Genomic DNA, 16624 nt, shown 5'->3' on the forward strand with positions numbered 1-16624 from the left:
CCTGTTTAATGTATTATATAAAAGCTTAAGCTGATGGCACAAGCTGAAAGCTAAAGACCATGCAACCTTTTTTAACATGCATGCGTCTATTAGATTTAGAGTTGAACATGCCATCAATAACTATTAAAAGAAACTAAATTTTCAAACCCTATAGAGCTTAAAAACGGGATAAACCGTGCACCAATTAATATTCAGTCACATGAAACCATCAAAACTTATTTTAACATTCATTCTCACTGCGAGTTCAGTGGCACTGTTACGCGCGCAAAGTAACGAATCGCCATACCTGACCAAATCGCTGACTTCTGAAAACATTAAAAATGTAAATCTTGAAACCAGCGGCGGCAGTTTACTTGTTGCCGGAGGTGACACGAACCCTCGCATCGAAGTTTACGTGCGAGGCAACAACAATAAGAACCTTTCAAAATCGGAAATTGAGTCGCTGTTAAATGAATATTACGACCTGAAAGTCGAAGCCAGCGGCGGCACCTTAAATGCCAAGGCAAAGACGAAGAAAAACATGAACAACTGGAAAAATTCTGTTTCCATTTCGTTCAAAGCATATGTACCTAAAAATGTATCGACAAATCTGACCACTTCAGGAGGAAGCATCCGTCTGTCAAATTTAACAGGGGAACAAAACTTTACCACGAGCGGTGGCAGCCTGCATGTAAGTCAGTTAACCGGGGATATCAAAGGACAAACCTCTGGCGGAAGCATCCAGATAGAAGATTCCAAAGACAAAATCGAACTAGCTACCAGCGGCGGCAGTATTAGGGCATCGGGCTGTGAAGGAACTATCGAACTGAACACTTCTGGAGGTTCGCTAAATTTTTCGGATTTGAAGGGAACGATAAAAGCAGTGACCAGCGGAGGAAGCGTCCAGGGAACAGACATTTCAGGTGAATTGATTACTCATACTTCCGGTGGTTCTATCAACCTCGACCGCATTTCAGGCAGCCTGGACGCAGCAACTAGCGCAGGGAGTGCTCATGTTAACATGTTATCTGTCGACAAATATGTAAAAGTAGATGTTAGTTCGGGACATGCAGATATTCAACTGCCAGGCTCAAAAGGTCTGAACCTGAATTTAAGCGCACAAAAAGTTAATGCAGACAACCTGACGAACTTTAGCGGGACAAAAGAAAAAGACCGGATTAACGGTAAACTAAACGGCGGCGGTGCAGACGTTGATGTGCGGGTTTCATCGGGAAATATTAACCTGGTAGTAAAATAGCCTAGCCGATAGCGCTGTCAGCGTTTCCTCGTTCGTTTCTGAACGAATGCTGTTCGATAACGAACACCAAATAAATAAAAAAACAGCTTCCGACCGCTTGGAAGCTGTTTTTTATTAATGGCATTTTATCTGTATTAAGCTTCTTATGCTTAGAAATTATCTTCTTCTTGCTTTTAGAAACATCCGTAAAAATAAACTGCACGCTATAATCAACGTTGGAGGAATGGCTGTTGCGTTCACCTGCAGCATTTTCATATTCCTGCTTGTATACCGGCATTTTTCCTATGACGAGTTCCAGAAAAACGGGAATCAGCTTTTCAAAGTTTACAGCTACTCTATAGGACCTAATGGCGAAGAGAAAGGCACCTCTATGGCTTTCCCTTTTGTTGAGGCGGTCAAAAAAGAGAATATCGGCATTGTAAAAGCAACAAGTATACATAACCGAGGCAAGCTGGTGCGATACAAAGAAAAAACACTTGACATGACTGTTACCATGGTCGACAATGATTTTTTCGACATGTTTACTTTTCCTTTGATTAAAGGAAACAATGTAAATCCGTTAAGCGATCTTAACAGTGTGGTAATTGCTGAGAAGTTTGCCCACAATTTATTCGGAGAAGAAGATCCGTTAGGGAAATCTATTGACGTTAAGTTAGGCGGAAAATGGTATAGCCTGACGGTATCGGCAGTCGCTGCCGAACCTCCGAAAAATTCGTCCATTAGATTCTCCGTTCTGGCGCGTACCGAAATAGATCCGGATTACCCTTTGCAAAAAAACAACTGGAACAATCGAAGCCTGCCCGTATTTGTTGAACTTGCACAAACCACAACTGATCAAAAGGTTGAGAGCAGATTACGTGCTTTTACAAACAAATATACCCCAACAGACAAAGCTTCATACAAAAAAGACGGCTATAAAGCCGATAAAAACGGTGATTACCACAGTTTCCGTTTGCTGCCGTTGTCTGAGTTACATTTTAGTCCGCAACTAGGTGGCGGCGGTACTATCAGTAAGCCGTTTCTCTATATTTTGATTCTCATCAGTGCGGTCATCCTGCTGATTGCATCGTTTAATTTCGTTAACCTGAATATTGGATTGTCATTTACCAGGACAAAGGAAATTGGTGTACGGAAATGCCTTGGAGCTGCAAAAAAACAAATATGGCTGCAGGTTTGGGGCGAAAGCTTCTTGCTAGTAATAATCGCGACCCTGCTGGCCATGACGGCGGTTTACCTGGCCATTCGCAGCTTCAATAATATTACAGACGGTGCGATAGATTCTAATTTGTTATTCAGTCCGACAATCGTTGGAACTGTATTATTACTAACCGTTTTGGTTTCGGTAATCGCTTCAGGTTATCCATCCGCCGTAATGGCTAAATTAAAAACAACCGAAGTACTCAAAGGAAAAATATCTGCTAACCGGTCTGGTGGATTACGAAACGCCCTGATAGTTACTCAATTTACAATTGCTGTAATTTTGATAGGCAGCACCATCATTATTTACCGGCAGTTTGATCACCTACGAACTGCGCCACTCGGATACAATACCACATCTATCATAAGTATTCCTATAAAAAACGAAGAAAACGGGAAAGAAATAATTAACAAGCTTAGGGGCAGACTCGCTTCCCAGTCTTCAGTTATCAGCGTATCGGGATCTAACACCAATTTAGGCATTGGCCAGGATAAAACCCAAAGTACCAGCGTTATGTGCTTTGATTTAGGCGATAAAAAGATCTGCGGCCAGGTCATTACCGGTGATTTTGACATGCTTAAAACCCTGGGAATCAAACCGGTTGAAGGTCATGATTTCTTGTTAAGTTCTGCTTCCGATACCAGTAACTCGGTTATTCTTAGTGAAAGTTACGCGAAGCAATTTGGCAGAAAGAGTATGGCCGATTTTAGTTATGCGACAGATACCGCCCAGGCCAAAGTGCGTGTTGCCGGTGTGATACCCGATTTTCATTTCACTTCAGTTAATGATACGCCGCAACCGCTTGTGATTTACCGGAATAACGAAACGACAATGAACTATGCATGGATACGGGTAAACACATCAAACCCAAGCGCTACAATGAATATGGTTAAATCAGTGTATGCTTCTGTTGAGCCTGGCGTTGAGTTTAACGGCTCTTATGTAAATGAGAATATTGAACGCTTATATGAAGATGAACAAACAATGGCCAGGTTGTTTTCTGTTGCCGCAGGAATTGCAATCGTGCTTTCGTGCATGGGACTGTTTGGAATCGCCTCTATTACCATTAGGCAGCGCGTGAAAGAAATTGGCGTACGAAAAGTTCTGGGCGCTTCCGTTAGTGCTATTGTTACACTGGTAAGCAGGGAATTTATCAAACCTGTTTTAATCGCATTTTTAATAGCCATACCTATCGATTGGTGGATGATGAATAAATGGTTGCAGGATTATTCCTACCGCACAGATATAAACTGGTGGATATTTGGACTAGCTGCGGTTGTATCAGTTGCGATAGCCTTAATCACCGTGAGTTTCCATGCCATTAAGGCGGCCATAGCAAACCCGGTCGAAAGTTTAAGAACGGAATAAACAATGGCTCAGCGCCAGTTAAAGCTGAATAGAAAAATAGCCAGGAATTAGCTTACCGGCTATTTTTTTGCATTTAAAAAATCTTATTTCTCTTTGGTCAACGTAACGATTCCGGCGTCAATATACTGTCCGCCATTTTCCTGGTGGCAATGAATGGCAATCATATTTTTTCCATTTGGTATCAATGCTTTTTTACTGGCATCGCTCATTGGCGTTAAACCATATGCTCCGGTAACATCTTTTCTTACAGCTGCTTCCACTCCATTTATATAGACCTCGCAGTTTTCGTCATGGTGCATGTAAAGAGCCAGATCATCGAAGTTAATATTCTCTAAATCGCCCAGCGTGAATTCCTGCCGAATCCAGATATCCTTGGTATCCCAAACCGTTTTAACGCTACTTCCGGGCGTGAAGCTTGTACCGAAGCCACCTTCACCCGACTTCCAGGACGCATCGTTGAATTTACCGGCAAACCAGTTTTCGTCAGGTTTTGTAAACGTGTATTTCCAGTTTCTTGCATTATTTTGGGATGAAGGGAGGACGTCCTTCAGGTATAATTTCTCACTGATTGCTTTCCGGTTTGATGCGCTGATTTTTTCGACAGCACCTTTGACTACTGCACGATCATAAGTTAACAAGCCATTCAGCTCTACCTCCACGTCTGTAATCTCAGTATAAACTGCCGCACTTAATCCTTTATTAGTTCGGTAAATCGCCAGGTCAGTGGCATATTGATCATATAAATCCGTATAATCTTTTTCATTGTCGATCATAATATAAGTTGGGCCAGATTTCCAGATATGACCAGGCTTGATGAATCCAATACCGCCGTACTCACCACATGCGAGAATCTGATCTTTACTGCTCGGCACTGCCGGGGGAGGATAGCTGTGTATGTCCAGAAAATCACCGGCACCAAAATGTCCGCCGCCACTTGCCTGGTTGATCAAACGCGAAGGATCAAGTTTGCGAACCATATCTACAAGACCCCTGGTATTGTGTTGCCCTTGTCCTTCATTAAAGACCACCCAGGTAACAATGCTTGGGGAGTTGATGTGAGTTTTAACTATTCGCGTCAGTTCTGATGCGTATGCCACGGTGTCAACAGGCGGTGTATGTTCGGTATAGGAATTAGCAGAAGGCATATCCTGCCAAACCAGGATACCTAACTTGTCCGCCCAATAATACCAGCGGTAAGGCTCTACTTTGATATGCTTCCTCACCATATTGTAGCCAAATTTCTTTATCATTTCTAAATCGTAACGCAGCGCCTCATCGGTGGGAGCTGTATATCCGCCGTCTGGCCAGAAACCCTGGTCAAGAGGCCCCAACTGGAAAAGAAACTTGTTGTTTAGAAACAATTTTTTATAGCCATCTTCTTCGCCGACAGATATTTTTCGCATACCAAAGTAGCTGGAAAGATGGTCGGTCGTTTTGCCATTTTGCGTCAGCGAAATATCCAGATCGTATAGAAACGGACTGTCTGGCGACCATAATTTAGCGTTTGGCACCGGCACGCTTATTTCTGTATTTGGCTTTCCTGAAGCGACCTCGATCTCTTTACCTCCTTCTTTAATTTTGACATTAACGGTCGCCCCGCTTGCATCAGAGCTGACTGTGAGCTTGACAACGGATTTATCTATATCCGGAACGATTTTTATGTCATTTATATTAGCTTGAGGAACAGGTTCCATCCAGACGGTTTGCCAGATGCCGGTAACCGAAGTATACATAATTCCTTGCGGGTGCAAGGTTTGCTTACCTCGCGGAAAACCGCCATTATCGGTTGGGTCGAAAACACGAACTGCCAGCTCCTGTTCTCCGCTTCCTTTAACATATGGTGTAATGTCAAAGCTAAATGGATCATAGCCACCGGTATGTTTGCCCAGGCTTTTACCGTTTACAAATACTTCCGATTCATAGTCAACGGCCCCAAAATGAAGCAGAATTTTTTCTCCTTTCCAGCTAACAGGAACGATAAATTTGCGCTTATACCAAATCCGTTCGTGATGTTCCATTACGCCTGACAGTGCAGATTCAACTGGAAATGGAACGAGTATTTTACTAGCCAGGTCGCCCTTGGGTAACGTTTCTCCATCAGATTTTCCAGGCTCAAATTGCCATAAGCCATTTAGATTCATCCACTTTTCGCGTTGCATTTGCGGCCGCGGGTATTCAGCCAAGACTTTATCTGGCTTCACATCCTGCGCGTATTTGGTCATTAACACCGCTTTTTTAGGTTGCCACTCCTGGGCAAATAAAAAACACGGGATTACAGCGATTACGGCCGTAGTAAATTTCTTTAGGCTCATGATTAGATGAATGAATTAAAATTTAGTTTCTAACGGGGGCTCGTTTTGGGCTAAATTATATGAAATACAGAAACTGTTACAGGCAGGCAGAATGTTTGAGCTAATTTGCAGAAAACTTGAAACGATTCGTGGAAAAGGCTTTTGAAAAACTCTGCTTGAATTGGTATATAGTTGTACGGGGTTCTTCTAAGCCAAACGTTTGCTAAGCACCGTTCGCTTTTGAACGTTGTTTGTTCGATAACGAACAGTTTAAATAAAGAATATCCCTTTAGCCTAACAGGAAGGACTTTCTTTGAAATGGCACTTTATCTGCAAGGTTATCAGTAAAATGCGGGTCTTATGTTTCTGAATTATCTTAAAATCGCCTGGCGAAATATGCTGAAGAACAGATTTTATTCTGTTCTGAATATTTCCGGGCTGGCAATCGGAATAACAGCCTTTCTGTTTATTACGATTTATGTAGCGGATGAACTAAGTTATGACCGTTACCATGACAACGCTTCGCGGATTTACCGCATAGCACAGCATGGCAGCTGGGATGGCGGCAATTTTGATATCACAGGAACTTCAGCGCCGTTCGCGGAAGCTTTAAAACGTGATAACCCGGAAGTAGAAGATGCCGTAAGGTTTGATGTCGAGGGCGGGGGCACGGTAAGCTATGGCGACAAGCATTTACAGGTAAACGATATTTCATTTGCCGATGCTTCCGTTTTTAATGTATTTACTTATCGCTTTTTATCCGGCGATCCGAAAACAGCCCTGGCAAGACCTGCATCAATTGTTATTACCCGTACACTCGCAGAGAATTTATTTGGCAGCGCGGCGGCAGCCATCAACAAATCCGTGAGTTTTGGCCCTGATGAACAAAATCTTGTTACCGGCGTCATAGCAGATGTCCCCGAGAATTCGCATTTCAGATTTAGTGCACTCCGCTCCTTTCCGGCAAATTTCACTGAGGACTGGGGATATTTTCACTTGTACACCTATATCCTTTTAAAGAAAAACGCCGATATCCACCACCTTGAACAAAAATTGCCGCAGTTCTACAATAAATATTTAAAAGACCTTGGAAAAGGAACGTCGAGTTTCAAATACCGGATGGAACTGCAGCCGCTAACTTCCATCCATCTGCATTCCAACCTTGGATATGAGTTGAGCTCAAACGGTAGCATGAAATATATTTACTCCTTTTCACTTATAGCGCTGCTAATCCTCATCATTGCGTCCATCAATTATATAAATCTTGCTACCGCGAGATCATATACCAGGGTGAAAGAAATTGCGGTCAGAAAGGTTAACGGATCCGGGAGAAGCCAGCTCATTGCAATGTTTTTAAGCGAATCTGTGCTGTTTGTTTTAGGCGCCTCGGCCATGGCAATAGTAGCAATGTACTTGGCCGCTCCGATTTATACGCAACTAACGGATAAGCGGCCTGATTTCAATCAATTGCTTACCCTAAAAAACATTGTAGTCTTTGTTTTATTCATCTGCGCAACCGGAATTATTACCGGCTTATACCCGGCGCTATTCTTCTCCTCTTTTAAAACTATTAATGCCCTCAAGGGTGAAATGGGAAATAAGTCGGGTGGCAATGTATTTCGCAGGTCATTAATAATTGTTCAATTCACTATTTCAATTTGTATGATCGTTGGTTCAATGATCATTTATCGTCAGCTTAATTTTATCCAGAATAAAAATCTCGGTTTTAACAAAAATCAGGTATTAACCATTCATCTTGAGAACCGGGATCTTCGAAACAGGGTGAATGAACTTCGGAATAAGTTGTTACAAAATCCTGATGTACAACAGGTGGCAACCGCCGGGAACCCAATCGGGAATAACGACATCGGCGGCACCGAATACAAAACGCAAACGGATAACAACTCGGCAGCGATCGGACATCTGGCTAAAGCGTTCACCATCGATGAAGATTTTATTCCAGCGTTGCAAATTAAGCTGGCGGAAGGTCGAAACTTTTCAAAAGACATGCCGACTGACTCGAGCTTGTCGGTAATTGTGAATGAAACACTTGTTAAAGAATCAGGATGGAATACAGGAATTGGCAAGAAAATTCAATTAGGCGATGCACATTCGCCGTTCGTAAACATAATAGGCGTGACAAAAGATTTTAACATTTTCTCACTGCAGCACAAAATTGAGCCGCTGATTTTAACGTTACCAAGGCAACAAAGAGAAAAGGACAATCTATATATCCGGATTAGCAATCAGCACGTCGGATCTTCATTAAAATATATCGAAAATGTGTTCAAAGGATTTGACAATCAACATCCGTTTATTTATCATTTCCTGGACGAAAATTTCGCAAAACAATATAAAGCCGAACAAAAACAGGGTTTTCTCTTAACGCTTTTTACATTGATCTCGGTAGTTATATCATGCCTTGGTTTATTGGGATTAGTAACGTTCAATATCTACCAGCGCACAAAAGAAATCGGTATCCGTAAGGTTTTGGGAGCTAATGTAACAGACGTTGTAAAAATGTTGTCTGTAGAATTTATAAAGCTGGTAACGGTATCTTTTATAATCGCGGTACCGATTTCGTGGTGGGCCATGAATAACTGGCTCCAGGATTTTGCATACCGGGTCAACATCAGTTGGTGGATCTTTGCTTTGGCAGGAATGCTGGCGGTGTTTATTGCGTTTGCCACCGTCAGTTTCCAAGCTATTAAAGCGGCCTTAGCCAATCCGGTTAGGAGTCTGAGGACGGAGTAAACCAGAGCTGTCAGCGTTATAAAACAAGCTATTTTAACGCTGACAGCTATCGCTAAACCTCGTTCGTTTTTGAACGATTTCTGTTCGATAACGAACACCCGAAAAACCAGAAAAGCCCTCTACCATCTTAAAAAAGGCCTTTTTCAGTATGGCATCTGTTCTGCATAAGTTCTAACAGAAAAGAACTGACGATCATGGAACCCAGGATATTTATTAAAATGATGGTAAAAACAGGAATCCAATTTATCTATGATTTCCTGAACTCAACACTTTTGCTTTCATGCAACAGAAATTAATGTACTCATAATTAACCGGAAAAGATGCTAAAGAATTATATCATCACGGCCTGGAGAAATCTCTTAAAGGGACGTGTTTTCAATTTGATTAATATCACAGGATTAACGGTTGCAGTTGCCTGCTCTGTTTTATTATTCCTTACCGCCGATTTTCAGCTTTCATACGATAAATTTCACAAGGACGTAAAAGACATTTACCAGGTTTATTTTACGCAGAATAAAGACACAGAAACAAATCGTGACACGCCAATGCCCGAGCCGATTACGCCGGTCTTGAAATCAGAATATCCTGAAATTAAGTACATCTCACGACTTGGAAACGGCGGTGCTCTGATTCGCTATAAAGGCAAACAGCTCGAACAACGGCTAAACTATATTGACCAGGACTTCTTTAAAATATTCACTATCGAAACTTCGCTGGGAAATAAAAATTCCATGCTTAGCGGGCTTCACGATATTGTATTAAATGAAAAAGTAGCGCAAGCTGTTTTTGGCCATGAAAATCCAATAGGAAAAACTGTTGAGTTAAATTATACCGGCCAATCGTTTGAAAGCTTTGTTGTTTCTGGGGTGACCAAAGACTTGCCGTATAATTCGAGCTTGCATTTTGATATGTTGGTTCGCTTTGAGAATTATCGCGACTACCAGGCAAACCTCGACAAATGGGATGTTGGCAATCATTCCGTATTTCTTAAGTTAAGAGAAGGCACCAATCAGGCTGCATTCGAAAAGAAACTGGTTCCCTTTACCAATAAATATTTCAAGGAAAACATCGAAAACCTAAAACGCGACGGCTCGAAACCCGACGCTAACGGACAGGTATTTACGATTAATCTGCTTCCCTTCGCCGAAAATCATTTTAATACAGAAGTTGGCGGCTTAGAGGGCAATCAGATCAGCATTTTATACATCTACACTCTCCTGGCGATTGTCATTTTCATTTTACTGATAGCCTGTATAAATTTTATAAACCTCAATATAGCCAGGGCATTTAACAGAGCAAGGGAGGTTGGCGTGCGCAAAACACTCGGCGCAGGAAAAGATCAATTGCTCTGGCAGTTTCTTACCGAAACTTCATTAGTTTGTTTGCTCGCTTTTATAGCCGGAATCGCGCTTTCATCATTCATCCTGCCTTACTTCAAGCAGCTTTTCGGAGGATATATTTCATTGAAAATGTTGCTTCAACCAGCTGAATTGACCATCGCATTGTTTGTATTTCTCATTATCAGTTTTATTGCCGGTTATTACCCAGCCTGGCTGATGCTTCGTTACAAAACCGTACAGGTTTTAAAAGGTTCAGTGAATACGACTAAGCCAGGAAAAGTTCGGAATGCCTTGCTTGTTACACAGTTTGCCTTATCAACCTTACTGATCATCTGCACATTGGTAACCTGGCAGCAAATGCGTTACATCCAAACCAAACCACTGGGTTTTAACCGGACAGAAGTATTAAGTATACCACTTGGGCCTAATGTGCTGATCTCATCCGGCAATGATACTAAAAGCCGGCCCGGAATACATGCCCTGCAATTATTACGCAATGCTCTGCAAAATCAACCCGATATTGTCGCTATCACCGCTGCCCACAGTAATTTAGGACTCGGAACCGATGGGCACACGTCAACTCAGGGCGTCACTTTTACTTATAAAGGTCATGAGATAGGCACAAACTGGCTCCAAGTTGATTATGACTACTTAAAAACTTTAGATATTAAGCTTAGTAACGGACGTGATTTCTCCCGCGATTTTCCCGGCGATAGCAGCGCGCTCATCATCAACGAAAAAATGGCCCGGCAATTAGGCGGCAAAAACCTGCTTGGCTCCTATCTGCCTGTTAATGGCGAGGAACATCCTATGCAGATTGTCGGAATTGTTAAAGATTACAATTTCCGTTCACTGAAGGAAAAAATTGAACCGCTAACACTAGTCATGAACACCGGCAAGTCGGTTGAATATGTTTTCGTACGTGTGAAATCTCAAAACCTCGTTCAATCATTCGACAAAATCAAATCGACCTGGAAATCCTTATTTCCGAACGACGAATTCCAGGGCTCATGGCTAAGTGAGAACACCGAAAGATTGTACAAAGGGGAAAAAAGTCTTGGTAACATGTTTGTCAGCGGTGCTATAATCGCGATCATAATTTCATGCATTGGCCTACTAGCGATCGCGATGATGGTTATGGCGCAAAGGACAAAAGAAATCGGCATCCGGAAAGTTCTTGGATCAAGTGTGGCAGGAATTGTTGCCCTTGTATCAGCCGATTTCCTGAAACTGGTTTTGCTGGCAAGTGTCATATCCTTTCCCATCGCGTGGATTGTAATGAACGGCTGGCTTCAAAACTTTGCATACCGTATTGATATTAGTTGGTGGATATTTTTATTAGCCGGATTACTGGCGGTGCTTATTGCGTTTGCTACCGTCAGTTTCCAGGCTATTAAAGCAGCGCTGGCGAACCCGGTGAAGAGTTTAAGAACGGAATGATGCTAAAATTTGAATTATCAATTGACAAGTGCAGGTATAAATTATACATCAAAAATTGATTTTTATGTTTCGCAATTATCTTAAAATTTCGTGGCGTAATATCACTGCAAACCGCCAGTTTACTTTCCTGAACCTGATCGGGCTTTCTGCGGGATTAGCCAGTGCCATATTGGTTTACATATGGATAAGTGACGAGTTGCATATAAATAAATTTAATCAAAATGATGACCGTGTTTACCAGGTAATGCAATCTGTATCTGATGGTAACGGCGCGATTGAAAATACGCCGGGTTTACTGGCAGATGCGCTTCAAATAGAAATGCCTGAAGTGGAGTATGCTGCTTCTGTTATTCCATCAACTTGGTTCGCCGAAAAGGGATTGTTTTCTTTTAATGACACACATATAAGAGCGGATGGACAATTTGTGAGCAACAATTACTTCAGCATTTTCCCTTGTAGTTTTATTGAGGGGAATGCAAACCAATTGTTCAGCTCAAAAAATAACCTTGCCATCTCAAAACAATTGGCTTTAAAAATATTCGGCACAACCAATAATGTTATTGGTAAAACTATCGAATGGAACCAGCAGGGCTTTAATGAAAATTACATCGTTACCGGAATTTTTGAAAAACAATCGTCCAATTCCACCATACAGTTTGATGCAGTATTCAACTACGCTCAATTTCTTGATAAAAATTCCAAATTATTAAAATGGACAAACAATGACCCTTACACCTATGTGCTTTTGAAGAAAAAATCTGACGCACATATATTCAGTAAAAAAATTGCAGGTTTTGTAAAAACAAAAAATGCAGATTCAAAACAGGTTTTATTTGCTCAGCTTTTTTCAGATACCTATCTCTACAACCGTTATGTAAATGGAGTTCCTTCAGGCGGAAGAATTGAATATGTGAAACTATTTTTTATCATCACGATATTCATATTGCTTATTGCATGCATCAATTTCATGAACTTATCTACAGCAAGAGCATTAAAACGGATAAAAGAAATAGGCATACAAAAGATAGTTGGCGCCAGCCGTCGTTCGCTTATCATTCAGTATTTATCTGAATCAATATTGATGGCATTTTTATCATTGTTTTTGGCAATCGCTATCGTAATTATTTTGTTGCCGGCTTTTAAACAGCTTACCGGGAAAGATTTCAATCTTCAGTTTGATACAAATTTCATTTTAGCGATAACCACTATAACGCTTATCACGGGCATTATCGCGGGCAGTTATCCGGCCTTTTATCTTTCACACTTTAAACCAGTACTGGTATTAAAAGGCGCGCTAAAAAATACTATCGGCGAATTGTGGATGCGTAAAGGATTAGTTGTATTCCAGTTTACTGTGTCGGTTGTGCTGATTATATCGGTAATGATCGTTTACCAGCAAATGCAATTAATTGAAACAACCAATCTCGGCTATGAAAGAGATCATGTGATTTATTTTGATAAAGGTGGAAAATTATCAGCTAATGACGCTGACTTTAAACAAGGTGCGGTATACAAAGATTTGGAAACATTTCTTCAACAGATAAAAACCATACCTGGAGTTGCAAATGCTTCTAATTTCAGGCACAGCATTGTGAACAGAGAAGGTGGCACTACTGATGTAATATGGCAGGGCAAACCCGCTGACGATCAAACTTCGTTTACGGATATCGCATGCGGCTACAATTTTATTGAAACGCTGGGCATACAAATGAAAGAAGGACGCCCCTATTCAACAGCATTTGGGTCAGATGATGATAAAGTTGTTTTAAATGAAGCTGCGGTAAAGGCAATGGGGCTTATAGATCCTGTTGGTAAAAACATAACTATCTGGGGCAACAAAAAGCAAATTATCGGAGTAACAAAAAATTTTCACTTCCAATCTTTATATGAAAATATCAAACCCTGCTTTTTTGATTTAAGCATGAATGCGAGGGTTTCAAAAATTGCCGTGCGAATAAAAGCAGGCAATGAAAAAGCAACGATTGAAAAACTTTTAAAATTTTATAAATCTTATACAGGGGAAGCGCTGAACTATGCTTTTGTTGATGAGGATTATGAAGCTTTATATGCATCAGAACAACGTGTGGCTGCTTTATCAAAATACTTCGCAGGTATCGCAATTATAATTTCCTGTTTGGGTTTATTTGGATTGGCTGCATTTACCGCGCAAAAAAGAAGAAAAGAAATTGGTATTCGAAAAGTAATCGGCGCTTCTGTAAGCAGCATCATTGCGATGTTATCGAAAGATTTTTTAAAACTTGTATTGCTGGCGGTAGTGATTGCATTTCCGGTATCCTGGTGGTTAATGAATAACTGGTTGCAAAGCTTCGCTTACCGAATTCAAATCTCGGTTTATGTGTATTTGATTGCAGCCATTTCAGTAATTGTGATAACGATAATTACAATAAGCTTTCAATCCATCAAAGCGGCGATTGCAAACCCGGTTAAGAGTTTAAGAACAGAATAAAGAGCGATCAGCGGTCAGTTTATAGTTAAATGCAAATACGAAAGCTCGAAGCTGATAACTGAGAGCTGAAATCTTCATAATCATGCTAAAGAACCACATAAAATCAGCCCTTCGAAATTTACAGCGTTACCAATATGTTTCGCTGATCAACATTCTTGGATTAACTGTGGGGATTACATGCTGCCTTCTTATCCTGGCATTTGTGTTGGATGAATTGAATTACGATCGTTTTCATAAAAATGCACAGAACATTTACCGTGTAGAACGTACGTTCTTAAACCCGGATAACAAAACTATTTCACTTGAACTTGGTGCCGTCGCGCCACCATTTGCCCAACTGTTGCAAAACGACTTTAAAGAGATCAAATCGATTACAAGCATTTTACCTGGAGGCGAAGCGACACTTCAGTATAACAACAAGATATTTAATGAACGAGACTTCTATTTCACAGATGAAAATCTCTTTAACGTTTTCGATGTCACCTTGTTGAAAGGGAATCCGCTAACTGCGCTTAAAGAGCCGTATTCCATTATGCTGACGGAAGAATCCGCAAAAAAATATTTCGGTGACACCGATCCGATAAACAAACTCATTAAGCTCAATCAACAATTTACCTGCAAAGTAACCGGCGTTTACCAGGCGCTCCCCTCTAATTCGCACTGGCACCCGGAGTTAATGATGTCGTTTTCTACGCTTCGCGATTCATCGATTTACGGAGCAGAACAACTGCGCACCAATTGGGGAAACAACTCGTTTTATGATTATATCCTGCTTCCCGAAAATTATAACCCCAAAAACCTGGAAGCACAATTCCCAGCGTTCATTGACCGCCATGTGCCTGATGACGCGAATAAAGCGTCAAAATGGACGTCCATATCGTTAAAAAAACTAACCGATATACATCTCCGTTCCCATAAAGATTCGGAACTGGAAGAAAACGGTGACATTAAACGGGTTTATGTTTTTTCGATTATTGGCCTGCTGATTCTTATTATCGCTTGCATCAATTACATGAATCTAGCTACCGCAAGATCGTCATTACGGGCCAAAGAAATTGGAGTGCGGAAAGTTGCCGGTGCTTCAAAATCTGAACTTGTTGCGCAGTTCCTTAGCGAAAGCGTTTTGATCTGTTGTTTCGCAACACTGCTGTCATGCGTTTTAACCTGGCTCGTACTCCCATGGCTTAATGGCATTGCTGGCAAATCGCTAACTATTAATAACTTGTTGCAGGCGAAGATCATTCTTCCAGCGATTATTCTGCCGTTCATAATTGGCATTCTCTCCGGTATTTATCCGGCTTTATTCCTGTCGTCATTTAAACCGGTAAAAGTTTTAAAAGGCTTGATTAAAACTGGCGAGCGAACCTTATCCATGCGGAAGGTTTTGGTGGTATTTCAATTTGCAGTCTCAATCATTTTGATCATCAGCACTGTGATTGTTTTTCAGCAGCTAAGCTATATTCAAAATAAATCGTTGGGTTTTGAGAAAGACAGAGTTTTGGTAATCAGTGAAAATGCCGGACTGAACAACTCTTACCAGTCGTTTAAAAATGATTTACTTTCCAACACAGCCATTAAAAACGTTGCACGCTCAAGCCGTATCCCTTCGGGGCGCTTGTTGGATGCTAACGGATCACAAATAAGTAATGGAAATACGCTTGCCCCTACCAAAGCAGACATTAAATATGTTACTGCCGACGAAGATTTCATTCCCGCTTATTCCGTAAAAATAAAAGCCGGAAGAAATTTCAAGGGCACTGATGGTAGCGACACATCCTCATTCATTTTAAACGAAAGCGCAGTCAGGGCCTTAGGTTTGCCTTCCAACGAATCGGCCATTGGCAAGCAGTTTAAATATGGCGATCGTACAGGACAAATTACCGGTGTTATAAACGATTTTAATTTCGAATCGCTGCACCAGCGCATATTACCGCTTGTTCTTTTAAATTCCAGAGTAAGAAATGACTACAACAGAATTTCAGTTAAAATAACCGGTGATCCGCAAACAGCCATCAGCCATATCCAAAATACCTGGAAAAAACACCTTCCAGAGGTACCTTTTGAATATAATTTCCTTGACGATCGTTTTTCTGATCTGTATAAAAGCGAAAAGCAACAACAAACCATTTTTTCTTTATTCGCCTGCATTGCGATTTTAATCGCCTGCCTTGGCTTGTTCGGCCTTTCGGCTTTCACTATCACACAACGAATTAAAGAAATTGGAATACGCAAAGTACTGGGAGCGAGTGTTGTCGGTATCGTACAACTACTGTCAATCGACTTCCTTTTACTGGTAGGAATTGCCGCGTTAATCGCTTTTCCAATTACCTGGTATGCAATGAAAAACTGGCTCAGCGATTTTGCTTACCGCATCGACATTGCCTGGTGGGTATTTCTCGCTGCATCAGCCATCGCCTTAATAATAGCGTTTGCAACCATTAGTTTTCAGGCTGTAAAAGCGGCAATAGCGAATCCGGTAAAAAGTTTACGAACAGAATAATAAACGGTTAAGAAAACTTTCGTGCATTA

General features: G+C 41.2%; 7 protein-coding genes. 6 read left to right on the forward strand and 1 reads right to left on the reverse strand.

Annotated features, from left to right (window positions below; translation table 11 throughout):
- Positions 1-199: 199 nt before the first annotated feature.
- Both GS399_RS10850 and GS399_RS10855 read left to right on the forward strand, forming a co-directional pair.
- Positions 200-1237 (forward strand): DUF4097 family beta strand repeat-containing protein, encoded by a 1038-nt coding sequence (locus GS399_RS10850; RefSeq protein ID WP_160844638.1) that lies wholly within the window; start codon positions 200-202, stop codon positions 1235-1237.
- Between the two features lie 145 nt (positions 1238-1382).
- Positions 1383-3803 (forward strand): ABC transporter permease, encoded by a 2421-nt coding sequence (locus tag GS399_RS10855; RefSeq protein WP_160844639.1) that lies wholly within the window; start codon positions 1383-1385, stop codon positions 3801-3803.
- A gap of 83 nt (positions 3804-3886) precedes the next feature.
- Here GS399_RS10855 and GS399_RS10860 read toward each other — a convergent pair whose 3' ends face one another.
- Complete coding sequence (locus GS399_RS10860) at positions 3887-6115, reverse strand: glycoside hydrolase family 2 protein (RefSeq protein WP_160844640.1); 2229 nt, start codon at positions 6113-6115, stop codon at positions 3887-3889.
- Positions 6116-6454: 339 nt separating this feature from the next.
- Between GS399_RS10860 and GS399_RS10865 the strand changes: the two genes are divergently transcribed.
- The 4 genes from GS399_RS10865 to GS399_RS10880 all read left to right on the forward strand — a co-directional run bounded on the left by GS399_RS10865 (position 6455) and on the right by GS399_RS10880 (position 16595).
- The gene (locus GS399_RS10865; protein ID WP_160844641.1) at positions 6455-8848 is read left to right on the forward strand and encodes an ABC transporter permease; all 2394 of its coding nucleotides are present in this window, start codon (positions 6455-6457) and stop codon (positions 8846-8848) included.
- A 320-nt stretch (positions 8849-9168) separates the two neighbouring features.
- A complete protein-coding gene (locus GS399_RS10870) occupies positions 9169-11628 on the forward strand; it encodes an ABC transporter permease (RefSeq protein ID WP_160844642.1) in 2460 nt (819 codons plus the stop codon).
- A gap of 64 nt (positions 11629-11692) precedes the next feature.
- Complete coding sequence (locus GS399_RS10875) at positions 11693-14095, forward strand: ABC transporter permease (RefSeq protein WP_160844643.1); 2403 nt, start codon at positions 11693-11695, stop codon at positions 14093-14095.
- Positions 14096-14177: 82 nt separating this feature from the next.
- Positions 14178-16595, forward strand: a complete 2418-nt coding sequence (locus GS399_RS10880) for an ABC transporter permease (RefSeq protein WP_160844644.1) — start codon at positions 14178-14180, stop codon at positions 16593-16595.
- Positions 16596-16624: the final 29 nt, after the last annotated feature.

Source organism: Hufsiella arboris (assembly GCF_009834875.1).
GTDB classification, from domain to species: domain Bacteria; phylum Bacteroidota; class Bacteroidia; order Sphingobacteriales; family Sphingobacteriaceae; genus Hufsiella_A; species Hufsiella_A arboris.